Origin of the sequence: Streptomyces sp. NPDC047014 (assembly GCF_040644195.1) — a bacterium.
GTDB lineage: Bacteria > Actinomycetota > Actinomycetes > Streptomycetales > Streptomycetaceae > Streptomyces.
This window is the reverse complement of the sequence record NZ_JBEYVX010000060.1, coordinates 1-20,692: the sequence shown is the minus strand read 5'-3', so window position 1 is coordinate 20,692 and position 20,692 is coordinate 1. Positions and strand designations below refer to the sequence as shown.

At 73.7% G+C, this 20,692-nt stretch carries 22 protein-coding genes; 11 read left to right on the top strand and 11 right to left on the bottom strand.

Translation table 11 applies throughout. The annotated features are described in order from the left end of the window. Positions 1-29: 29 nt before the first annotated feature. From ABZ873_RS25255 to ABZ873_RS25225, 7 genes are all read right to left on the bottom strand, one after another. Positions 30-842, bottom strand: coding sequence for a hypothetical protein (locus ABZ873_RS25255; protein ID WP_360876020.1), 813 nt, complete (start codon positions 840-842; stop codon positions 30-32). 150 nt (positions 843-992) lie between these two features. Beyond that, positions 993-1,964, bottom strand: a complete 972-nt coding sequence (locus ABZ873_RS25250; RefSeq protein WP_360876018.1) for an N-acetylmuramoyl-L-alanine amidase — start codon at positions 1,962-1,964, stop codon at positions 993-995. A gap of 65 nt (positions 1,965-2,029) precedes the next feature. Beyond that, positions 2,030-3,154, bottom strand: coding sequence for a HAMP domain-containing sensor histidine kinase (locus ABZ873_RS25245; protein ID WP_360876016.1), 1,125 nt, complete (start codon positions 3,152-3,154; stop codon positions 2,030-2,032). After that, positions 3,151-3,825 (bottom strand): response regulator transcription factor, encoded by a 675-nt coding sequence (locus ABZ873_RS25240; RefSeq protein ID WP_360876014.1) that lies wholly within the window; start codon positions 3,823-3,825, stop codon positions 3,151-3,153. Before ABZ873_RS25240 ends, ABZ873_RS25245 begins: the two co-directional genes overlap by 4 nt. Before the next feature lie 9 nt (positions 3,826-3,834). Next, positions 3,835-4,530: a VanZ family protein gene (locus ABZ873_RS25235; protein WP_360876012.1), complete on the bottom strand. Its 696-nt coding sequence runs from the start codon at positions 4,528-4,530 to the stop codon at positions 3,835-3,837. Positions 4,531-4,615: 85 nt separating this feature from the next. Beyond that, the gene (locus ABZ873_RS25230; RefSeq protein ID WP_360876010.1) at positions 4,616-5,257 is read right to left on the bottom strand and encodes a class I SAM-dependent methyltransferase; all 642 of its coding nucleotides are present in this window, start codon (positions 5,255-5,257) and stop codon (positions 4,616-4,618) included. Positions 5,258-5,329: 72 nt separating this feature from the next. Continuing rightward, complete coding sequence (locus ABZ873_RS25225) at positions 5,330-6,280, bottom strand: hypothetical protein (RefSeq protein ID WP_360876008.1); 951 nt, start codon at positions 6,278-6,280, stop codon at positions 5,330-5,332. A gap of 201 nt (positions 6,281-6,481) precedes the next feature. On the opposite strand from ABZ873_RS25225, the gene ABZ873_RS25220 reads away from it, so the two are divergent. The 8 genes from ABZ873_RS25220 (at position 6,482) to ABZ873_RS25185 (ending at position 14,711) form a co-directional block, all read left to right on the top strand. Next, the gene (locus tag ABZ873_RS25220) at positions 6,482-7,336 is read left to right on the top strand and encodes a helix-turn-helix transcriptional regulator (protein ID WP_360876006.1); all 855 of its coding nucleotides are present in this window, start codon (positions 6,482-6,484) and stop codon (positions 7,334-7,336) included. Further along, positions 7,296-7,634, top strand: a complete 339-nt coding sequence (locus ABZ873_RS25215) for a DUF397 domain-containing protein (RefSeq protein WP_360876005.1) — start codon at positions 7,296-7,298, stop codon at positions 7,632-7,634. The genes ABZ873_RS25220 and ABZ873_RS25215 overlap by 41 nt, the downstream gene beginning before the upstream one ends. A gap of 173 nt (positions 7,635-7,807) precedes the next feature. Further along, the gene (locus ABZ873_RS25210; RefSeq protein ID WP_360876003.1) at positions 7,808-9,025 is read left to right on the top strand and encodes an FAD-dependent oxidoreductase; all 1,218 of its coding nucleotides are present in this window, start codon (positions 7,808-7,810) and stop codon (positions 9,023-9,025) included. 43 nt (positions 9,026-9,068) lie between these two features. Further along, positions 9,069-9,959: an RNA polymerase sigma-70 factor gene (locus ABZ873_RS25205; RefSeq protein ID WP_360876001.1), complete on the top strand. Its 891-nt coding sequence runs from the start codon at positions 9,069-9,071 to the stop codon at positions 9,957-9,959. A gap of 103 nt (positions 9,960-10,062) precedes the next feature. After that, positions 10,063-12,243 (top strand): acyl-CoA dehydrogenase family protein, encoded by a 2,181-nt coding sequence (locus ABZ873_RS25200; RefSeq protein ID WP_360875999.1) that lies wholly within the window; start codon positions 10,063-10,065, stop codon positions 12,241-12,243. Positions 12,244-12,259: 16 nt separating this feature from the next. Continuing rightward, complete coding sequence (locus tag ABZ873_RS25195; protein WP_360875997.1) at positions 12,260-13,447, top strand: beta-ketoacyl synthase N-terminal-like domain-containing protein; 1,188 nt, start codon at positions 12,260-12,262, stop codon at positions 13,445-13,447. 147 nt (positions 13,448-13,594) lie between these two features. Then, positions 13,595-13,996 (top strand): VOC family protein, encoded by a 402-nt coding sequence (locus tag ABZ873_RS25190; RefSeq protein WP_360875995.1) that lies wholly within the window; start codon positions 13,595-13,597, stop codon positions 13,994-13,996. A gap of 34 nt (positions 13,997-14,030) precedes the next feature. Beyond that, a complete protein-coding gene (locus ABZ873_RS25185) occupies positions 14,031-14,711 on the top strand; it encodes a hypothetical protein (protein WP_360875993.1) in 681 nt (226 codons plus the stop codon). An 81-nt stretch (positions 14,712-14,792) separates the two neighbouring features. Here ABZ873_RS25185 and ABZ873_RS25180 read toward each other — a convergent pair whose 3' ends face one another. The 3 genes from ABZ873_RS25180 to ABZ873_RS25170 form a co-directional block, all read right to left on the bottom strand. Continuing rightward, on the bottom strand, positions 14,793-15,056 hold the full coding sequence (locus ABZ873_RS25180; protein ID WP_360875992.1) for a hypothetical protein: 264 nt from the start codon (positions 15,054-15,056) through the stop codon (positions 14,793-14,795). After that, positions 15,043-15,588, bottom strand: coding sequence for a sigma-70 family RNA polymerase sigma factor (locus ABZ873_RS25175; RefSeq protein ID WP_360875990.1), 546 nt, complete (start codon positions 15,586-15,588; stop codon positions 15,043-15,045). The genes ABZ873_RS25180 and ABZ873_RS25175 overlap by 14 nt, the downstream gene beginning before the upstream one ends. A 157-nt stretch (positions 15,589-15,745) precedes the next feature. Further along, complete coding sequence (locus ABZ873_RS25170; RefSeq protein WP_360876052.1) at positions 15,746-16,099, bottom strand: DNA-binding response regulator; 354 nt, start codon at positions 16,097-16,099, stop codon at positions 15,746-15,748. 251 nt (positions 16,100-16,350) lie between these two features. On the opposite strand from ABZ873_RS25170, the gene ABZ873_RS25165 reads away from it, so the two are divergent. The 3 genes from ABZ873_RS25165 (at position 16,351) to ABZ873_RS25155 (ending at position 19,313) form a co-directional block, all read left to right on the top strand. Further along, entirely contained in the window at positions 16,351-17,205 is an 855-nt protein-coding gene (locus tag ABZ873_RS25165; RefSeq protein ID WP_360875988.1) for a MaoC/PaaZ C-terminal domain-containing protein, read from the top strand. A gap of 64 nt (positions 17,206-17,269) precedes the next feature. Continuing rightward, positions 17,270-18,346, top strand: coding sequence for a Zn-dependent alcohol dehydrogenase (locus ABZ873_RS25160; protein ID WP_360875986.1), 1,077 nt, complete (start codon positions 17,270-17,272; stop codon positions 18,344-18,346). A 25-nt stretch (positions 18,347-18,371) separates the two neighbouring features. Beyond that, positions 18,372-19,313 carry a 3-oxoacyl-ACP reductase gene (locus tag ABZ873_RS25155; protein WP_360875984.1) on the top strand — a complete coding sequence of 314 codons (942 nt, stop codon included), beginning with the start codon at positions 18,372-18,374 and terminating at the stop codon, positions 19,311-19,313. A 45-nt stretch (positions 19,314-19,358) separates the two neighbouring features. On the opposite strand, the gene ABZ873_RS25150 is transcribed toward ABZ873_RS25155, so the two are convergent. Then, entirely contained in the window at positions 19,359-20,468 is a 1,110-nt protein-coding gene (locus ABZ873_RS25150) for a hypothetical protein (RefSeq protein WP_360875982.1), read from the bottom strand. Between the last annotated feature and the right edge of the window lie 224 nt (positions 20,469-20,692).

The window sequence follows — 20,692 nt, the reverse complement described above, 5'->3', positions numbered from 1 at the left end:
GGGGGCCGTCGCCGAGGGCCGCTCGCGGGTCAGCCGCGCTGGATGCCCGAGGTGTCGTTCAGGACGCCGCGCCGGCCGTCCTGGGTCTGCGCGACCAGGGCCGCGCCGCGCTGCTCGACCGCCAGGTACCAGGTGCCCGGCGCCAGTTCCGCGATCTGCCCGGACGAGCCGTCCTCGGCGAAGAGCGGGCGGGCCACCGGCACCGCGAACCAGAACGGGCTGAAATCCGCGGCCGGGGCGGGCGCCGGGGTCTGCTGCGCGTCCTGCGGCCCGGGGCCCTGGTGCGGGGTGCCGCCGTACGGCGGGACGGGCTGCGGGGTGGAGCCGTAGGGCTGCTGCTGCTGACCGCCCGGGTAGCCGTAGCCGGCGCCCGGCTGGGGCTGGCCGCCGTACGGCTGCGGGGCGGCGGGCCGGGACTCCGGCACGAGCGAGCCGGCGAGCGCCGGGACCTTCGCGCCGAAGAGCGCCACACCGGCCAGGAGCAGGGTGGCGAGGAAGGAGAGGATGGCGCCCGCGCCCAGGTCGATCGAGCTCGGGCAGGTGATCAGCGCCCACAGCGAGGACCAGGCGGCCGAGACGGCGAGGGCCGTCCCCCACGCCCCCAGCGGCAGACCGACGACCTTGCGGGTCTCCGGCTGGAAGCGGCCCGCGATCAGCAGACCGGCGGCGATGAAGCCGAGCAGGAAGATGCTGGGCAGCACCAGCCGGTAGGCGTCGGTGTCCCAGGCGCTCGGCAGGTCGCCGCCGGTGGTGGAGTAGAAATCGAGGAACGAAGCGATGAACAGCAGCACCGCTGCTCCGATCACCACGCCGTCGCCTCGAGTGAGGGAGCGGATGTTCACGTCTCAGGTGTCCTTCTCGGTCTCGGTCGTCTCGTGGTGCCGCGGTCGCAGAGCATGCCTGGAGCGGGGCGGGCGGCACCATGGTACGGAGGTATCCCGCAACCGAGAGGATCGGGGCGGCGGGCGTCCCGGCGGGACGCCCGGGAGGGACTACCCGCCCAGGAAGCCGACGATGCCGTCCGCGATGCCCTGTGCCGCCTTCTGCCGCCACTCCGGACTCGTCAGCTGCGCCGCGTCCTTGGCGTCACGCATGTTGCCGCATTCGATGAACACCTTGGGGCGGGTCGACAGGTTCAGTCCGCCCAGATCGTCGCGGACGACCAAGCCGGTGCCGCCGCCGAGGTAGTTGGCGGGCGCGGAGCCGGTGGTCCGGGCGAAGTTGGCGGCGATCTTCTCGCCGAGGGCGCGGGAGGGGCCGACGATCTTCGCGGTGTCGGCGGCGCCGCCCTTGACGGTGGCCGGAAGGATGATGTGGTAGCCGCGGCTGCCGGAGGAGACCCCGTCGGCGTGCACGGAGACCACGGCGTCACCCTGCGCCTCGTTGCCGATGCGGGCGCGCTCGGTGATGCAGGGGCCCCAGGGGCGGGCGCCGGTCTCGTGGGTGAGGACCACCTTGGCGCCCTGCTCCTCCAGGATCTTCCGGGCGCGCACGGAGACGTCCATGGTGAACTCGGCCTCCATGTAGCCGGAGTTCGTGGTGGTCCCGGTGGTGTCGCACTCCTTGCGCTGGGTGCCGATGTCGACCTGCTGGTCGATCTCCTCGGTGTGCTGGAAGTTGCCGGTGTTGTGCCCGGGGTCGATGACCACGGTCCGGCCGGTGAGCGGGCCCTTGGCGGGAGCGGCGGCGGGCGTGCTCGCCTCGGCCTCCGGGGTGGAGCCGGGCTTCGCGTCCCGCTGGCCGGGGCCGAGGGCCGAGTGCGAGGCGGGCAGCGGCACCGTGCGGGGCCCGGTCTCGCCCGGCCCGGCCCCGGACAGCGCCTGGGTCAGCATCCAGCCCGCGAGGCAGGCGGGCGCGAGGGCGGCGATCCCGACGACCAGTGTGGAGCGTCGGGTGAACCAGTGCCGGTCCGCGGGGGCGGGGGAGCCGGATTCGGGGGGCGGGGGACTGTCGTCGTAGCGCACGCGGCGATGCTAGACCGGGGGTCCCGGGCGCGGTCCGGAGTGGGCCATCCGAGGGCGCGGTGCGCTCATCGTCTTGTATGACGTACGGACATCCCCGCGCCCGGGATCCGTACCGTGACGAGCAGCCCCCCGCCCGGCCGGGCGGCCAGAGCGAGGCTCCCGCCGTGCGCGCGGACGATGCTGTGCACGAGGGCCAGCCCCAGGCCCGCCCCCGCGTGCTCGTCGGTCCGTACCCGGTCCGTGCCGCGGCGGAAGGGCTCGGTCAGGGTCGCCACCAGCTCCGGCGCCAGCGGCGGGCCGGTGTTCTCCACCCGCAGCACGCCCGCCTCCCCCTCCACGGCGGTGCGCACGGTCACGGTGCCGCCGGCGGGCAGATTGTGGACGACGGCGTTCTGCACGAGGTTCGTCACCATCCGCGCCAGCAGCTCCGCCGAGCCCCGCACCGGCGCCGGGCCGCCGGTGACGTCGAGCGTGATCCCGCGCCGTTCGGCCGGGCCCAGCAGGTCTTCGGCGGCCTCCTCGGCGGTGAGGGACAGATCCACCTCGCTCCGGGTGAAGGTCCCCCGGTCGCTGCGGCTGAGCAGCAGCAGCGCCTCGGTGAGGTCGATCGCCCGCGTGTTCACGGTCCGCAGGCGGGTCAGGACCTCCTCGCGGTCCCGCTCCGGATCGCCGAGGGCGACCTCCAGCAGCGTCCGCGAGACGGCCAGCGGGGTGCGCAGCTCGTGCGAGGCGTTCGCGGCGAACCGCTGCTGCTCGGCCACGTGCGCGGCCAGCTGCCCGAGCATGGTGTCGAAGGCGTCGGCCAGCTCGCGGAACTCGTCCCGGCGCCCCTCCATCCCGATCCGGTGCGTCAGCGAGCCCTCCCCGGCGGCCCGCGCGGCGGCCGTGATCCGGGTGAGCGGCGCGAGCATCCGGCCCGCCAGCAGCCGGCCGCCGACGAGGCCGAAGACGAGCAGGAAGCCCATCGCCCAGGCGGCGGCGGGCGCGAAGGTGTGGATGAGGAGATACCGGTTCGGCGAGATGCCCAGCAGCCCCTGCGAGTTGTCGGGGACGTAGCGCAGCAGGAAGACCCACACCACCGCCAGCAGCAGCGCCCCCGCCACCGCGAGGAACCCGGCGTAGCTGAGCGCGAGCCTCGTCCGGGCGCTCGGTCCGGGGCGCCGGCCGTGACGCGCGGGCGTCCGGCTCATCGGACCGGGCCCGCGGTGTCGATGCGGTAGCCCACCCCGGGCACCGTGGCGATCACCCACGGCGCGCCCAGCCGCTTGCGCAGCGCCGACACGGTGATGCGCACGGCGTTCGTCAGCGGATCGGCGTTCTCGTCCCAGGCCCGCTCCAGCAGCTCCTCGGCGCCCACCACCCCGCCCTCGGCGGCCACCAGCACCTCCAGCACCGCGAACTGCTTCCGGGTGAGCGCCACCGGGCGCCCGTCGCGGAAGACCTCCCGCCGGAAGGGGTCCAGCCGCAGCCCCGCGATCTCCCGCACCGGCGGCCGGGCATGGGCCCGCCTGCGGTCCAGCGCCCGCAGCCGCAGCACCAGTTCGCGCAGCTCGAACGGCTTGGTGAGGTAGTCGTCGGCGCCGAGCCCGAAGCCGGACGCCTTGTCGTCGATCCGGTCGGCGGCGGTCAGCATCAGGATCGGGATCCCGCTCCCGGAGGCGACGATGTGCCGGGCGACCTCGTCCCCGGAGGGCCCGGGGATGTCGCGGTCCAGGACCGCCAGGTCGTAGGAGTGCACCGCCAGCATCTCCAGGGCCGTGTCCCCGTCCCCGGCGATGTCGGCGGCGATCGCCGCCAGCCGCAGACCGTCCCGGACGGCCTCGGCGAGATAGGGCTCGTCCTCCACGATCAGTACGCGCATCCCCGCAGCCTAGGCAGTCCGCCGCAGCGCCCGCGGACCGGCCGCCTCCGCCCGCGCCGGAGGGCCCGTACGCCACCAGCGGCGCGAGGCCAGCCCGGCCAGCACCGCCCCCGCCGCGTTGACCAGCACATCGTCCACGGACGACACCCGGTCCAGCCGCAGCACGTACTGCGCGGTCTCCACCAGCACCGAGCAGCCCGCCCCCAGCGCCAGGATCCGGGGCAGCGAGGCAAGCGCGGTAAACCTGATCGGCGCGAAGAACCCGAGCGCCGCGAAGACCAGCAGGTTCCCGGCGATCCCGAGCGTCCCCATGGTCAGCAGATCCCGCAGCGGTACGAGGCTCAGCCGGCCGGGGACCAGACCGGGAGCCGCGCCGGGCATGAGGATCAGCCAGACGAACGGCACCGTCCCGTGGACCATCCCGACCTCCGCCAGGGACCGCCGCCAGGCCGCCCGGCCGCCCGCCCTCCGCCGCAGGTACGCGAGGCCCCACACCAGCAGCAGGCTGACCGGCACCGCCACCAGCGTCATCAGCACCACGCCGTTGAAGGTGTCGTAGCAGCCGTGCCACCGCCCCGCCATGCACGCGGGCGCGGTCATCAGCAGCGGCCGCCGCAGGGCGAACAGGGCGGCGGCCGGAACGAGGAGGGCGAGGCCGCCGGACAGTACGGTCCGGAGCCCCCGCCGGGGCGTGTCGTGGTCCATGCGCCCATGGGACGCGGCGGCGCGTTGCGAGGGCGTATGCGTTTTCCGCCGCGCCCGCGAGAGACCGGCCGCCGCCGGGGCCGTGTCAGATACCGGCGCCGGTGCGCCGCAGCACGCGCAGCGAGTCCGTCACCGAGACCTCCTCGAAGGCACCCGAGGCCAGGGCCCGCAGGTAGATCCGGTACGGGGCCTGGCCGCCGTCCGCCGGGTCCGGGAACACGTCGTGGATGACGAGCGTGCCGCCCTCGGCCAGATGCGGGGCCCAGCCCTCGTAGTCCCCGGTGGCATGCTCGTCGGTGTGGCCGCCGTCGATGAAGACGAGGCCGAGCGGGCCGCCCCACACCGAGGCGACCTGCGGCGAGCGCCCGACCATGGCGATCACGTGCTCCTCCAGCCCGGCCCGGTGCAGGGTCCGGCGGAAGGACGGCAGGGTGTCCATCAGCCCCACCTCCGGGTCCACGACCGTCGGGTCGTGGTACTCCCAGCCCGGCTGCTGCTCCTCGCTGCCCCGGTGGTGGTCCACGGTGATCGCGGCCACCCCGGCCTCCCGCGCGGCGTCGGCCAGCAGGATCGTCGAACGCCCGCAGTACGTCCCGACCTCCAGCAACGGCAGCCCGAGCCGCCCGGCCTCGACAGCGGCCTCGTACAGGGCGAGCCCTTCCCGTACGGGCATGAACCCCTTGGCGGCCTCGAAGGCGGCAAGGGTGTCCGGCTTGGGGCTGGCCATGGTTCCTCCGAAGGTGAGCACGTCTGCCGCCCCATGCTGCCCTACCGCCCGGTAGGACGCCACGGCCGGGGTTCAGCAGTCGTAGCGATGCGTGGAGGGGGTGTCCGGGCAGGTGCGGCAGACGAAGAAGTACATGCCTCCGCCGCCCAGGTACATGTGGTGTCCGAATGTGCCGAGGGCGGCGGGGTCTGCTTCGGCTCGCCAGGACGGGGTTTCGGCTCGGTCCCGGCCGGGGGCGCGTTCGTCCAGGGGGAGCCAGCGGCCCATGCCCGCCTCGGTCGCGGTGACGCTGAGCAGGTGCTCCATGCGCGTGCGGCAGCCCGCGCAGTCAGGCCAGTCGGGCTGCTGGGTCCAGCTCGGATAGCCGCCGACCTTGCTCTGCTGGGTGGTGGCCACCTCGAAGTAGTCGAAGCCGCGTTCTTCCCGCAGGGCCTCGAAGCGCTCGCCGATCTGCTGGCTGAGCCCGGCGGGCAGATCCCGGTTCGGGTATTCCAGGGCGGGTGTGGGGGACACCGTGCACGGGCGGGGCAGGTAGTCCTCCTCCGCGGTGTGGGGGCGGGGCGGTCGGCCGTCAGCGACGTCGGCGGCCGTCCGGGCCGTGTCGCGCCAGTGGAGCCGGGGGTTGGCCGCGTACTGGTCGTCCTCGTGCACGAGCGGGCACCACAGGATCTGCAGGAGGTCGGTGCCGGCGGGGAAGACGAGGCCGGGCACGTCCCGTGCGTACAGCTGGACCACCGGAACCATCGCGACCGGGTCGGGCCCGACGGGCGCGTCGAGCGGCTTGTAGTGGTCCGGTTCGGCGCACATCGGCCAGGACTCACCGGCCGGCCACAGCAGCGGCCCGCCGATGGAGCTGTCGCCGGGGCCCGGCTGCCCGGCACGGGGGTAGAGGAGAGTGACCGTGCGCGCCGTACCGGCAAGCTCCGGAAAGACCGACTCGACGTCGAAGGGGATCGGCGCCAACGGGCGCGGCCCGGCCGGCCGGGACTGAGAGGTGTCCTGCTGCATGTGCCCTGACGGCATGAGATCTCCTGCTGCTGACGGCCGTACGCCGCCGACCCTAACCCCCGCATGGGGTGTTTTCGGCCTCTGGCCCCCCGGCCCAGGCCGCGGTACCGCACGGGTGCGGGCTGTGTACCTCGTTCGGTGAATTCGGTCACCGGGATGGAGTCGCGTGGCTACGCTCTGCTCCGCATCGTTCGACGATTTGGGGGTGACCGTCCCATGGGCAAGGCCCGTCCTATCGATCCCAGTGCGTCCCCGCTGGACTACTACAGCTTCGAGTTGAGGCGGCTGCGTGAAGCCGCCGGGTTCAAGCAGCATGAGTTGGGCGACCTGATCTACTGCACCGGCTCACTGATCGGCATGGTCGAGAACGGCCGCCGCATCCCGACCCGCGACTTCTCCGAGCGGGTGGATGGGGCTCTCGGTACGGACGGCTACTTCTCGCGGCTCGTGGGGCTCGTCCTGCGGAGTGTCCTGCCGTCATGGTTCCGGGCGTACGCGGACATGGAGGCCAGGGCGGCCTACGTCTCCACGTTCCAGGGACAGTTGGTCTACGGACTGCTGCAGACGGAGGGCTACGCGCGGGCGGTCCTCGGAGTACGGAACCAGGGCGAGGACCTTGACGCCAAGCTGGCCGCTCGGATGGACCGGCAGCGGATCCTCTACCGCGAGAACACCCCGCTGATGTGGGTCGTGCTGAGCGAGGCTGTCCTGCACCAGGAAGTAGGCGGCCGACAGGTCATGCGGGAGCAGCTTGCGCACCTGTTGATGCTCCAGCAGCGGGAGGGCGTGAACGTGCAGATCCTGCCGTTCGAGGCGGGTGCCCATGCCGGGCAGCTGGGGTCGTTCACGCTTCTGCGCTTCGACAGCAGGGACCCCGACATCGTCTACACGGAGGACTTCGTTCAGGGCCATATGACGGCCAATGCGCAAGCGCTCAGGGAGGGTTCGCTCCGATACGATCACTTGCAGGCCGCCGCGCACTCCCTGGAGGACTCGACGGCGCTGATCGCCCGCGTAATGAAGGAGCGCTATGGACACCACCCAGCACTTGACGGACGCAATGTGGCGTAAGTCCTCGTACAGCGGTGACACCGGCGGAGAGTGCATCGAGTGCGCCCCGCTCGGGGACCTGGCCTGGCGCAAGTCCTCGTACAGCGGTGACACCGGCGGGGACTGCATCGAGTGCGCCCCGATCGGGTCCCTGGCCTGGCAGAAGTCCTCGTACAGCGCGGACACCGGCGGGGAGTGCATCGAAGTGGCCCAGCAGCCCTGCCTGGTTGCCGTGCGGGATTCCAAGGTGGTCGACGGGCCCGTGTTCACCGTCGGGCACGGCGCCTTCGCCGCCTTCGTGAGGTCCGTCTCCGCTTGATCCGAACCCCTCGACGGGCCTCCGTACGGGAGGCCCATCGAGGCGGATACGGCTGTGCCCCGCAGCCGCTGATCCTGGGTGTGCCGGGTGATCCGGGTCACACGTTGTCACAGGATTCCGGGGTGCGGTGTCTCAAGGGCGTAGGAGCGAATCCAGCCCGACCGGGAGACACCATGAACGAGAACACCGAGGCCGTCGAGGTCATCGTGATCGGCGGCGGGTACGCCGGGGTCATGGCGGCGAATCGGCTGATGATGCGCGACGGCGTGCGCGTGACGCTGGTCAACCCGCGTACCGCCTTCGTCCACCGGATCCGCCTGCACCAGCTGGTCGGCGGCAGTGACGACGCGGTGGTCGACTACCGCGACGTGCTCGCCGAGGGCGTCCGGCTGGTGACCGACACCGTGACGCGGATCGACGCGCCCGGCCGCAGCCTGACGCTGGCCGTCGGCGGCACCGTGGGCTACGACTACCTGGTCTACGCGGTCGGCAGCGGCAGCGCCGATCCGGGCGTGCCCGGAGCCGCCGAGTTCGCTTACCCGATCGCCTCGCTGGAGGAGGCGCAGCGGCTGCGGCCCGCGCTCGACGCGGCCGCGCCGGCCGCCCCGGTGACGGTCGTCGGCGCGGGTGCGACCGGGATCGAGACGGCGGCCGAACTGGCCGAGCTGGGGCGCCGGGTGACCCTGGTGTGCGGCGGCGCGCTCGGCCCGTACCTGCACCGGCGGGCGCGGCGGGCCGTGGCCCGGCGGCTGGCCGCCCTCGGCGTGACGGTGCTCGAAGGCGCCGGTACGCGGGTGACGGCCGTGACCCGGGAGAGCGTGGAGCTGCGGGACGGCCGCGTGCTGCCGAGCGAGGTGACCATCTGGACCGCCGGTTTCGGCGTGCCGGACCTGGCCGTGTACAGCGGGCTGAGCACCGACCCGCTGGGGCGGCTGCTCACGGACGAGACGCTGACCAGCGTGGACGACGTACGGATCGTCGCGGCGGGTGACGCGGCCGCGCCCTCGGGGCTGCCGCCCCGGATGAGCTGCCAGGCGGCGATGCCGCTGGGGGCGCGGGCCGCCGACACGGTGCTGAGCCGGATCGCGGGGGAGCGGCCGGAGACCATGAACTCGCTGTTCGCCGGGCAGTGCCTCAGCCTGGGGCGGGGCGCCGGGATCTTCCAGATCTCCCGCCGGAACGACATCGCGACCTGGTTCCACATCGGCGGGCGCCCGGCGGCGAAGCTCAAGGAGTTCGTGTGCGGGGGAGTGGTCAAGGCGCTGGTGGACGAGCGGCGCGAGCCCGGCGCGTACCGGGTGCACAAGATCTCGGCCGGCGGCGTGCGGGAGCGGGAGCTGCGGCGGGCCGGACGCGCGGCGGCGGCGCCGGTGAGGGAACCGGCCGCCTAGGCGATCCCGATCCCCGCCCCGCCCACGAGGAAAGAGGACCGCTGTGGACGCGCACGACCCGGCGACGGAGACCTTCGTCGCCCACCGGAATCTGCTCTTCACCGTCGCCTACGAGATGCTCGGCTCGGCGGCGGACGCCGAGGACGTGCTCCAGGAGACCTGGCTGCGCTGGGTGAAGGTGGACCTGGCGGAGGTCACCGACCGGCGGGCCTACCTGGTGCGGATCACCACCCGGCAGGCCCTGAACCGGCTGCGCACGATGAGCCGCCGGCGCGAGGCGTACGTGGGGCCCTGGCTGCCGGAGCCGCTGCTCACCGCGCCCGATGTGGCCGAGGACGCCGAGCTGGCGGAGAGCGTGTCGATGGCGATGATGCTCGTCCTCGAAACGCTCTCGCCGACCGAGCGCGCCGTCTTCGTGCTGCGGGAGGCGTTCGACGTGGGCTACGAGGAGATCGCGGCGGCGGTGGACAAGACCCCGGCGGCGGTCCGGCAGATCGCCCACCGCGCCCGCCGCCATGTCGACGCCCGCCGGCCCCGGGCGACGGTGTCCCCGGGGCAGACCCGGGCGGTGCTGGAGTCCTTCCGGCGGGCGCTGGAGACGGGGGATCTGCAAGGGCTGCTGGATGTCCTGGCCCCGGACGCGGTGCTGATGAGCGACGGCGGCGGGGTCCGGCAGGCGGCGGTGCGGCCGATCGTCAGCGCGGACAAGGTGGCCCGGTTCATCATGGGCGGGGCGGCGAAGAACCGCTGGCCGGTCGCCCTCACGCCCACCCTGGTCAACGGCAGCCCGGCGCTCCTGGCGCACCAGGGGGAGGAGCTGGACGGGGTCTTCGCGATCAGCGTGGTGGAGGGGCGGATCGCGGGGCTGTACTACGTGCGCAATCCGGAGAAGCTGACGCGGGTCGCGTCGGAGACGGCGCTGACGCGCGAGTAGCGGAGGGGACGGCGGAGGAGGCGGAGGAGGGGACGGCGGATGTGACGGCTTTCTGGGTTTCCTGACCTTCCGTCAGATTGGAACGTGTTCTACTCTGCCGCGCATGGGCATCGGAATCACGCAGGAACAGCGGGAGTTGGCCGAGGCCGTGCGCGGCTGGGTGGCGCGGACCGTGCCGCCCGGGGAGGTCCGCAAGCTCCTCGACAGCCCGCCGCGCACGGGGGTGCGGCCCGCGTACTGGGACGCGCTCGCGGAATCCGGGCTGCTGGAGCCGCACCGGGAGGGCGGGACCCTGCTCGACCTGGCCGTCGTCGTCGAGGAGGCGGCCCGCGCGGCGCTGCCCGGGGCGTACCTGCCGAGCGCGCTGGCCTCCGTACTGCTGGACCGGGCCGGGGCGGCGCCGCTCGACGGGCGGGTCGGGGCGGTGGCCCTCGGCCCCGGGAGCCTCACCGCCGTGGCCGTGGAGGGCGGCGGGCACCTGCTCGACGGGGTGGCGCCGCCCGTGCTCGGCGCCGGGGAGGCCGATCTCGTCCTGCTGGCGGCGGAGGCGGCGCACGGCACGCGCTGGTTCGCGGTGGACGCGGGCGCGCTGGAGATCCGTACGCACGAGTCCGCCGACCCCACCCGCCCCACGGCCGAGGTCCGGGCGCGGGGCGCGGTGGTGGGCGGGGACCGGCTGCTGGAGCTGGACGCGGCCCTCGTACGGGACCTGGCCTGCGCCCTCTTCGCCGCCGACGCCTGCGGCACCGCCGCCTGGGCGCTGCACACCGCCGCCGAACACGCGCGGACGCGGGAGCAGTTCGGGCGGCCCATCGGGCGGTTCCAGGGGGTCAAGCACCTGTGCGCCGACATGCTGGTGCGGCTGGAGCAGGCCCGCGCGCTCGCCTGGGACGCGGCGCGGGCCATGGACGAGCCGGCCGAGGTGCGCTCGCTGGTGGCCGCGCTGGCCGCCGGTACCGCGCTGGATGCGGCCTACAGCTGCGCGAAGGACTGCATCCAGATCCTCGGCGGAATCGGCTTCACCTGGGAGCACGACGCGCACCTCTACCTGCGGCGGGCGCTCGTCGCCCGGCAGCTGCTCGGGCCCGGCGACGGCCACCGGCTGCGGGCCGTGCGGTGCGCGGCGGGCGGGGCGCGGCGCGAACTGCGGCTGGAGCTGCCGCCGGAGGCGGAGGCGCACCGCGCGGAGGCCCGTACGGCCATCGCGGACGCGCGCGGGCTGGACCCGGCCGCCGCCCGCCGGGTCCTGGCCCCGACGGGCTACGCCGCCGCGCACCTCCCGGCGCCGTACGGGCGGGGGGCGGGGCCCGCGGAACAGCTGGTCGTACAGCAGGAGCTGGCCGCGGCGGGGGTGCGGCTCGCGGACCTGGGCATCGCGACATGGGTGCTGCCCTCGCTGCTGGCCCATGGCACGCGGGCGCAGCGGGACGCCTACGCGCTGCCGACGCTGCGCGGGGACCTCACCTGGTGCCAGCTCTTCTCCGAGCCGGGCGCGGGCTCGGACCTGGCCTCGCTGCGGACGCGGGCGGAGCGGGCGGAGGACGGCTCCTGGGTGGTCAACGGACAGAAGGTGTGGACGAGTTCCGCGCGGACGGCCGATTTCGGGATCCTGCTGGCGCGGACGGATCCGCAGGCGCCGAAGCACAAGGGGCTCGGCTACTTCGTCGTCGACATGCGGAACACGCCGGGCATCGAGGTGCGGCCGCTGCGGGAGATCACCGGGGACGCGCTCTTCAACGAGGTGTGGTTCGACGAGGTGCGGCTCCCGGCGGATGCGCTGGTGGGCGGCGCGGACGAGGGCTGGCGGGTGGCCCGGCACACCCTCGGCGACGAACGCGTGCACATGGCGGACCAGATGACCTTCGACACGGGGCTGGAGGCGCTGCTGGCGCGGGCCGGTGGTCGGGATGCCGGGCCGGGCGCCGGTCTGGACGCCGGGTCGGGCGCCGGTCTGGACGCCGCGTACGGGGCGCGGATCGGCGCGCTGGCCGCCGAGGCGCACGCGCTGGCGTGCATCGGGCTGCGCACGACGCTCCAGCAGGTGTCGGGGGTGGCGCCGGGCGCGGGGGCCTCCGTACGCAAGCTCATCCAGACCCCGCACCAGCAGCGTACGGCCGAGCTGGCGCTCGAACTGCTGGGGCCGGAGGGCGCGGTGCGGGAGGGGGCGGGGGAGCGGGTGGTGCACGGGATGCTCATGTCGCGCTGCCTGACGATCGCGGGGGGTACGACGCAGGTCCAGCTGAATGTCGTGGCCGAGCGGATTCTCGGCCTTCCGAGGGACTGAGGGGATTTCCGGGTCTATGAAGGCGTATATCGCGGGCGTGGGCATGACCAAGTTCGAGAAGCCGGAGTCGCGGGACTGGCAGTACTGGGACATGGCGCGGGAGGCCGGGCGGGCGGCGCTGGCGGACGCGGGCGTGGACTACGGGCTGGTGGAACAGGTGGCGGCGGGCTACTGCTTCCAGCCGTCGACGGCGGGCCAGCGGGCGGCGTACGAGCTGGGGCTGAGCGGTGTCCCGGTCTACAACGTGAACAACAACTGCGCGACGGGCGCGACGGCGCTGATGATGGCGCGGCAGTTCGTGGCGGGCGGGATGAGCGACTGCGTGCTGGCGCTGGGCTTCGAGAAGATGAAGCGGGGCGCGCTGGGCGGCGGGGCGGACGGCGGCGACTTCGCGAGCTCGCCGGTGGCGCGGCACTACGGGATCATGGCGGCGGGGCACGGCTTCGAGATGTCCCCGCCGACGGCGCAGATCTTCGGCAACGCGGCACGCGAGCACATGGACCGCTACGGGACCACGGCGGCGCAGCTGGCGGCGGTCGCGGCGAAGAACCACCGGCACTCGGCGAACAACCCGAACGCGCAGTTCCGGGACGTGTACGGGGTGGAGGAGATCCTCGCCTCGAAGCAGATCCACGCGCCGCTGACGAAGCTCCAGTGCTCGCCGACCTCGGACGGGGCGGCGGCGGTGCTGGTGGTGTCGGAACGCTTCGTGGTGCGGCACGGTCTGCACGGGCGGGCGGTGGAGATCGCGGCCCAGGCGATGACGACGGACACGGAGGCGTCCTTCGCGTCGGGCACGTGCATGGACGTGGTGGGGAGGGGAATGACGGCGGCGGCTGCGCGCCAGGTGTACGAGGCGGCGGGCCTCGGGATCGAGGACGTGGACGTGATAGAACTCCACGACTGCTTCTCGATCAACGAACTGCTGACGTACGAGGCGCTGGGCATGTGCGCGGAGGGAGCCTCGGGGGCCCTGGCGGAGAGCGGCGCGACGACGTACGGCGGCCGATGGGTGGTGAACCCCTCAGGCGGCCTGATCTCCAAGGGCCACCCCCTGGGCGCGACGGGCCTGGCCCAGGCGGCGGAACTCGTCTGGCAACTCCGCGAGGAGGCCGGCCCCCGCCAGGTCCCGTCCCCCCGGGTGGGCCTGTCCCACAACATCGGCCTGGGCGGCGCGGCGGTGCTCACGCTCCTGAGGCGCTGACCTCGCCGGCCGGCCCGGCCTCCTGGGGCCCGCCCCGGACCCCGCGCCTCAATCGCCGGCGGGGCTGAGGTCGGCCTCCGCGACGGGGGTTCGGGGTGGCGCCGCGCAGGGTCCCGGCATCCCGCGGTGCTGTGGCAAGATCGCGGGATGCTGCGACTTACCGACTTCATTATCGACTGCCCGGACACGATGAAGCTGGCCGCCTTCTACTCCGAAGTGACCGGGCTTCCGGTCAAGGAGAGCAGTAACGCGCACTGGGCCGGGATCCAGTTCGGGCAGGTCGAACTGGCCTTCATCCAGGTCGAGGACTACCGCGCCCCGCAGTGGCCGGACGCCGAGCACCCGAAGCAGTTCCACCTCGACTTCGAGGTGGACGACATCGAGGCCGAGCAGTCCCGCGTCCTGGCCCTCGGAGCCACCCTCCAGCGCGACTGCACCGACCCCGAGGGCTACGGCTTCCGTGTCTACACCGACCCCATCGGCCACCCCTTCTGCCTCTGCCGCAACAAGGGCGTCACCTGGACCGCCGAGGGCCTGGTCTGGCCCTAGCGTGGTGGGCGGAACACGGACGCAGGGTCCCGGCATGCACCTCCAACGCCCCGCCCCGGGCGCCGAAGGCCCGTACGACGCCGCGTATCTTCCCCGGTTCGAGATGCGCCTCGTGCCGGCCGGGACCCCCGTCGCCGCGCCCGTCGCGAAGCTGGGCGGCGATCCCGTCTGGCTCGGTGAGCCCAGCTGGCCCGTGTCCCCGAGAACGGGAGTCCCGCTGGACTTCATCGGCCAGTTCCCCGTCCCGGGCAAGCCCGGCGAGGAACCGCGGATGGCGTACCTCTTCCTCTCCTACGACGACTACGAAACGGGCGGCATGGACGCCGACGACGGAGAGGCCGTACTCCTCGTCCAGCCGGGCGGCCGGATCCCGGACTTCGCCGTCATCGGGCCGCCCGGGACCACGGGCCGCTCCCTGTGGGCCTTCGACGCGGAGGAGGAGCTGGTTCCCGTCGTGTTCCGGATCGACTTCCGGCCGGTGACGGCCGAACAGGAAGCGGAGCTGGAGGAGGACGGGATCCTCCCCGTCGACCACTACATGGGCGGACGCCCGTCGTACCCCGACTGGCCGGGCTACGAGGCCCCGTGGCGCTTCTTCCTCAAACTCGCCCACGGGGACGGCCACCCCTACTTCCTCAACTTCGCCTACGGCGGCGGCTACGCCTACCTCAGCCCGGACCGCCTCGAAGGCCGCTTCAAGTGGGAAGCCGCCTGAACCCTCGGTTCCAGGTTGTCTGGTGCCAGCCGCCGCCCTCCCCCGTCCAGTGCGCGCCCGGGGGGCCTCCGCGCCCGCCGTCTAGCGTTTCAGTTCGCAGGTGCCCCCCGTGCACTCGCGGCGCAGGCGGCCCCGGGAGATCGTTTCGATCAGGCCCATGGTCCAGCACATCGGGCAGCCCCGGAGGGCGAGCAGGCCGATCGGGGCCAGGGCCAGGGTGACGGGGCCGTAGGCCGGGAAGAGGGCTACGGCAGCGGCCAGGCTGCCGAAGCCCAGGGCCCCCCGGGCCAGGTGGCGCGGGACGGACGCGCTCGCGAAGCTGCGCTTCGCCTCAGTCGTGGGCATGGGCCGCCCCCAGGCTCAGCTGGAGCGTCGCGCGGGCGCGGTGCAGGCGGGACTTCATCGCCGCGGTGCTGAGACCGAGCGCGTCGGCCGTGCACCGCCCGCTCCGCCCCTGCACATCCCGCATGATCAGTACGCGCCGCTGCTCCACCGGCAGCGCCGCGATCGCCTCCGCGACCCGGCCCGCCTCCAGCCGCCGCAGTACCTCCTCCTCCGCCGAGCCCACCGCCCCGTCCGGCACCGGCACCCGCTCCTTCGGGATCAGCCGCGCCCGCCGCAGGCACTCGTTGCGGACGATGCGGAACATCCACGAGGCCAGCGCCCCCGAAGCCCGCAGCATGCCGATCCGGCGGTACAGGATGATCAGCGCCTCCTGCGCCGCGTCCTCCGCGTCCTCGCGCGACGCGCACAGCGAGTACGCGAAGCGGCGTACGTTCGGATGCGCACTCTCCACCAGCGCCGTGAGCGAGTCCAGGTCACCGGCCTGCGCGGCGAGCACCAGGTACTCGCCCGGCCAGTCCGTACGGTCAGCCACGGGACCGGCACCGCCGGCGCATGACGGCCATGATGCAGAGGGAGAGCAGGACGGCCGCGCCGCCCAGGAGAACAGCGGTCATTTCAGTACCTCCGGTCCGGGTCCCGGCCACGGTGCCGGGATACACCTACAAGAGGCACGCGCCCCCCGAAAGGATTCACCCCAGCGCGGGATCGATGACCGTCTCCCCCCGCGCGGCCCGCCGGACCGCCTCCGCCAGGTCCCCGACCGGCCCGTCCCGCAGGACCAGCCCCGCCGCCCCGGCGGCCACCACGGCCTCCGCCAGCCCCGCATGGGCCGAGCCCGTCAGGACCAGGACCCGGCATTCCGGATCGTCCGCCAGCAGGCCCGGCACGGAGCCGGCCTCCTCCACCAGCGCCACCGCCGGGCGTGCCGTGAGGTCCCGTACGACCTCGATGTCCGGCTGCAGGCCGAGCTGGAGCGCCAGGGCCGGATTCGGCGGCTCCAGCAGCACCCGCAGCGCGCGGCCGCGGCGGTGTTCCACGGGCATTTCGTCCACCGGGAAAGCCTATCTGACGTGAAGTCAGGAGTCTTCCCAAGTGCGGGGGCGTGCGTTATACATTCCCTCACCGGCCGGACTGGAACGCGTTCTAGAACCGGCCCCGCAGGCGACCTCGGTGCGGCCGACGGTGCGGACGGTCGCGCCGAGGTCTTCCCCGCACCCCGCACCCCGCACCCCTCACTCCGCACCCCGCACCCCGCACCCCGCACCACCCCCCGAAGACAGGGAGCCGCAGCACCATGCCCATCGACGCCGCCCGGGCCCTCGCCGCCGACCCCCGCCAGGGGGACATCGGCTGGGACCACAAGGACATCCAGCTCTACCACCTCGGCCTCGGCGCGGGCCTGCCCGCCACCGACCCCGACGAGCTGCGCTACACCCTCGAATCCCGGCTCCACGTCCTCCCCAGCTTCGCCACCGTCGCCGGCGCCGGCATGGCCATGCTCGGCGGCCTCGGCCAGCCCGGCATCGACGTCGACCTCCCGCAGGTCCTGCACGGCGGCCACTCCATCGAGCTGCACCGGCCCATCCCCGTCAAGGGGAGCGCCACCTCCAGCTCCAAGGTCGCCGCCGTCTACGACAAGGGCAAGGCCGCCGTCATCGTGCTGCGCTCCGAGGTCGCGGACGCCGACGGTCCGCTCTGGACCAGCGATGCGCAGATCTTCGTACGGGGAGAAGGCGGCTTCGGCGGCGAGCGCGGGCCCTCCGCCCGCGAGGAGCTGCCCGAGCGGGCGCCGGACCGGACCGAGGAGCGCCGTATCCGCGAGGACCAGGCCCTCCTCTACCGGCTCTCCGGTGACTGGAACCCCCTGCACGCGGACCCCGAATTCGCCAAGCTGGCCGGTTTCGAGCAGCCGATCCTGCACGGCCTGTGCTCCTACGGCATGACCCTCAAGGCCGTCGTCGACACGGCCCTCGGCGGGGACGTCTCCCGGGTCCGCGCCTACCGGACCCGCTTCGCCGGGATCGTCTTCCCGGGCGAGACCCTGCGCATCCGGATGTGGGAGGAGCCAGGCCGGGTCCTGGTGTCGGTGACCGCCGCCGAACGGGACGACGCGCCGGTCCTCGCGGACACCGTGGTCGACCACGCCTGAGCACCCTCCCGATCACCCACTCCGACTCACCCGCCCCCCGGCAAGCACCGACAGGAGCCGCACCGTGCGCGCAGCACTGCAGAGCGAGATTGGCCAGGACAAGCTGGAAGTCGTCGACGACATGCGGGCCGTCGGCTTCGGCCCCGGCAAGGTGAGGATCCGCGTCAGGGCCACCGGCCTGTGCCATTCCGACCTGTCCGCGATGAGCGGCGTACTGCCCCAGCCCGCCCCCTTCGTCCCCGGTCACGAGGGCTCCGGGGTGATCACCGACATCGGTGACGGCGTCACCGGCCACGCCGTCGGAGACCGCGTCCTGGTCTGCTGGCTGCCGCCCTGCGGCCGCTGCCCCTCCTGCCGGCGCGGCCAGGGGCACCTGTGCCTGGAGGCGTTCGGGAACGTCGCCACCCCCAACTTCCGCCGCGGCGAGGGCGACATCTTCGGCTTCGCCGGCACCGGCACCTTCGCCGAGGAGATGGTGGTCCCGGCCGCCTGCGCCGTCCCCATCCCCGACGACCTGCCCTTCGACATCGCCGCGCTCATCGGCTGCGGCGTCACCACCGGCCTCGGTGCGGCCATCAACACCGCCCAGGTGGAGGCCGGTTCCTCCGTCGCCGTCATCGGCTGCGGCGGCGTCGGCATCTCCGTCGTACAGGGCGCCAAAGTCCGAGGAGCCGCGCAGATCGTCGCCGTGGACCCGGTGGCCTCGCGCCGCGAGGCCGCGCTCCGCTTCGGCGCCACCGAGGCCGTCTCCCCGGAGGAGTTCGCCGACGCCAGGAACCGGATCACCGGCGGCGAGGGCTTCGACTACGTCTTCGAAGTCGTCGGCAGGTCCGCCACCGTCCAGAAGGCGTACGAGATGACGCGGCGCGGCGGCTCCGTCGTCGTGGTCGGCGCGGGCGCACTCGACGACAACTACCAGATCAACATGTTCTCGCTGTTCTTCGACGAGAAGAAGATCCTCCCGTCGATGTACGGCGGCGGCGACGTGCTCCGCTCCTACGAGCGCACCATCGCGCTGTGGCGGGCCGGCCGGATCGACCTGGAGAACCTGATCACGCACCGGGTGGGCCTGGCCGAGGTCAACGACGCCCTGGACCAGATGCGTACGGGCGTGGCCCTGCGCACGTGCATCGAGCTCTGACCCGAGACCGAGGGGAACCGTACGGATGGCACTGCCACTTGAGGGACTGTCCGCGATCGTCACGGGCGCGGGCCGCGGGCTCGGCCGGGCCGAGGCGATCGAGCTGGCGCGGCTCGGCGCGAGCGTGGTCGTCAACGACTTCGGCCAGCCCGGCCGCGACGGCTCCGGGGAGGCGTCGGCCGCGCCCGCCCAGGAGGTGGCCGAGGAGATCCGCGCGGCGGGCGGCCGGGCCGTCGCCCACCTCGGCGACGTGGCCGACTTCGGGCAGGCCCGTGAGCTGGTCGAACTGGCCGTGAGCAGCTTCGGCAAGCTCGACGTGCTGGTGAACAACGCGGGCATCCTGCGCGACCGGATGATCTTCTCCATGTCGGAGGAGGAGTGGGACTCGGTCATCCGGGTCCACCTCAAAGGCCACTTCAACACCACCCATTTCGCCGCCGCGCACTGGCGCGAGCGGTCCAAGGCGGCGGGCGGCCCGGTCTACGGCCGGATCGTGAACACCTCCTCCGAGGCGTTCCTCGGCGGCTCCGCCGGCCAGCCGAACTACGCGGCGGCCAAGGGCGGCATCGTGGGCCTCACCACCTCCACCGCCCTGGCCCTCGCCAAGTACGGGGTGACGGCCAACGCCATCTGCCCGCGCGCCCGCACCCGCATGACCGAGGACGTCTTCGCCGGCTTCCAGGTCCCCGAGGAAGGGCGGCTGGACGCGCTCGCCCCCGAGCACGTGGCCCCGCTCGTCGGCTATCTGGCCTCGCCCGCCTCGGCGCGGGCCACGGGCCAGCTGTTCGTCGTACACGGCGGGATCGTCGTCGTGATGGACCGGCCGAAGGTGGCCGCCAAGTTCGACACCGGCAAGGAGGCGTTCTCGTACGAGGAGCTGGACGAGGTCCTGACCGCGCACTACGCCTCCCGCCCGGCGGACGAGACCTTCGCGGCGGCGGAGGTCCTGGGGCTCAGGCACGGCTGAGCCCCGGGGGGTGTACCGGCGTCGTACGCGCGTCCGTGCCCCCCGCTACCGCCCCGCCAGCGGCGCCTGCTGGAGGGGCACCGGGCGGGGGGCCGGCGCGGGCTCCGGGCTTGCGGGCGGTGCGGGCTCGGCCGGCCGCGCGTCCCTGCGTACCGGCGGCGGGGGAGCCGAGGGCAGGCTCAGCCCGACCAGCCCGCAGGGCACCTCGGGTGTCGCGTACGGGAGGTGCAGGCGGCCCTCCGCGCTCCACAGGCCGCCCCCCGCGAGCCAGCCCGCCGGAGCCGCGACGCGGAAGACGTGCCGGTCGGCGGGGCGCCAGAGCCCGATGTCCCCCTCCGGCATCCACAGCGCCACCCCGCAGGTCTCCGGCATCAGCGCCTGCCCCGGCTGCACCGCGAAGGGCCGCGCCTCCGCGGGCCGCAGGCACTCCGGGAAGCGGACCGGGCGGGAGCTGCCCAGCACCCCCCAGCCCAGCCGGGGCATGCCGGGGGCGTCCGAGCGGATCAGCAGCAGCCCGCTGTCCGGGTCGGCCAGCAGCAGCCGGTCCTCGCTGTCGTCGGTGATCTGGAGCAGCGGGGTGACCTCGCCGCCCCGGCCCAGGTCCACGGCGACGGACTTCACCGTGCCGTCCAGCTCGCGGTCCAGCGCCAGCAGCCGGCCCGTGCGGTCCAGCCAGACCCCGCCCGAGCAGCGGCCGGGGATCGTGACGATCCGCTGCGGGCCGAAGGCGCAGCCGGAGACCTGCCACAGCATGGTCGAGGTCTCCCCGGCGGCCAGGGCGTAGGCCCCGTACCCGTCCGGCGACGGCGGGAGCAGGGTGACCCGTACGCCCTCCTGCGCGTCCAGCGCGCCCAGCTGGAGCTCCCCGGTGCGCGGCCCGGCGGCGGCGCCCGTCGGGTACAGCAGCGCGAAAGCGTGGCGGTCCGCGACCCGCCGGTGGATCAGCACGCGCCCGTCGGCGAGCGGAAGCACCTCGCTGTCGCCCTCCTCGGGCTGGGCGAGGGGCAGCGGCACCGCGTACGGCTCCGGTCCGGCGAGGGTCCAGCGCTCCGCGTAGCGGGCCTCGCCCTCCCCGGCGAGCCGGGCGGCGTACGACCCGTCCGCGGAGATCGTGAACGGGGCCGTGGTCGTCATCTCGATGGCACAGACAGTCATCCGGGCCGTCACCTCCGGGGAGGAAGCTAGTTTTCGGGCCCCCGCCGAACAACACGACCAACCCGGCTTCACACGTAAGGGTGTCCGCCCGGCGATTCGTCCGTGGGCGGCGGGACGATTGTGCTGCGGGCGGGTCGCGGGTGCCCGGGGCCGGCCGGGCCGGGGCCGGGCGCGGGGCCGGGCGCCGGGCCGGACCCCGGCAGGACTCCGGGCCGGATGCCGGC

Coding starts and splice junctions, on each gene's coding strand:
- ABZ873_RS25185 (WP_360875993.1), top strand. CDS start 14,031: ATGCACCTCCAACGCCCCGCCCCGGGCGCCGAAGGCCCGTACGACGCC.
- ABZ873_RS25180 (WP_360875992.1), bottom strand. CDS start 15,056: ATGCCCACGACTGAGGCGAAGCGCAGCTTCGCGAGCGCGTCCGTCCCG.
- ABZ873_RS25220 (WP_360876006.1), top strand. CDS start 6,482: ATGGGCAAGGCCCGTCCTATCGATCCCAGTGCGTCCCCGCTGGACTAC.
- ABZ873_RS25195 (WP_360875997.1), top strand. CDS start 12,260: ATGAAGGCGTATATCGCGGGCGTGGGCATGACCAAGTTCGAGAAGCCG.
- ABZ873_RS25215 (WP_360876005.1), top strand. CDS start 7,296: ATGGACACCACCCAGCACTTGACGGACGCAATGTGGCGTAAGTCCTCG.
- ABZ873_RS25210 (WP_360876003.1), top strand. CDS start 7,808: ATGAACGAGAACACCGAGGCCGTCGAGGTCATCGTGATCGGCGGCGGG.
- ABZ873_RS25190 (WP_360875995.1), top strand. CDS start 13,595: ATGCTGCGACTTACCGACTTCATTATCGACTGCCCGGACACGATGAAG.
- ABZ873_RS25155 (WP_360875984.1), top strand. CDS start 18,372: ATGGCACTGCCACTTGAGGGACTGTCCGCGATCGTCACGGGCGCGGGC.
- ABZ873_RS25225 (WP_360876008.1), bottom strand. CDS start 6,280: ATGCCGTCAGGGCACATGCAGCAGGACACCTCTCAGTCCCGGCCGGCC.
- ABZ873_RS25245 (WP_360876016.1), bottom strand. CDS start 3,154: ATGAGCCGGACGCCCGCGCGTCACGGCCGGCGCCCCGGACCGAGCGCC.
- ABZ873_RS25235 (WP_360876012.1), bottom strand. CDS start 4,530: ATGGACCACGACACGCCCCGGCGGGGGCTCCGGACCGTACTGTCCGGC.
- ABZ873_RS25165 (WP_360875988.1), top strand. CDS start 16,351: ATGCCCATCGACGCCGCCCGGGCCCTCGCCGCCGACCCCCGCCAGGGG.
- ABZ873_RS25200 (WP_360875999.1), top strand. CDS start 10,063: ATGGGCATCGGAATCACGCAGGAACAGCGGGAGTTGGCCGAGGCCGTG.
- ABZ873_RS25240 (WP_360876014.1), bottom strand. CDS start 3,825: ATGCGCGTACTGATCGTGGAGGACGAGCCCTATCTCGCCGAGGCCGTC.
- ABZ873_RS25230 (WP_360876010.1), bottom strand. CDS start 5,257: ATGGCCAGCCCCAAGCCGGACACCCTTGCCGCCTTCGAGGCCGCCAAG.
- ABZ873_RS25150 (WP_360875982.1), bottom strand. CDS start 20,468: ATGACTGTCTGTGCCATCGAGATGACGACCACGGCCCCGTTCACGATC.
- ABZ873_RS25170 (WP_360876052.1), bottom strand. CDS start 16,099: ATGCCCGTGGAACACCGCCGCGGCCGCGCGCTGCGGGTGCTGCTGGAG.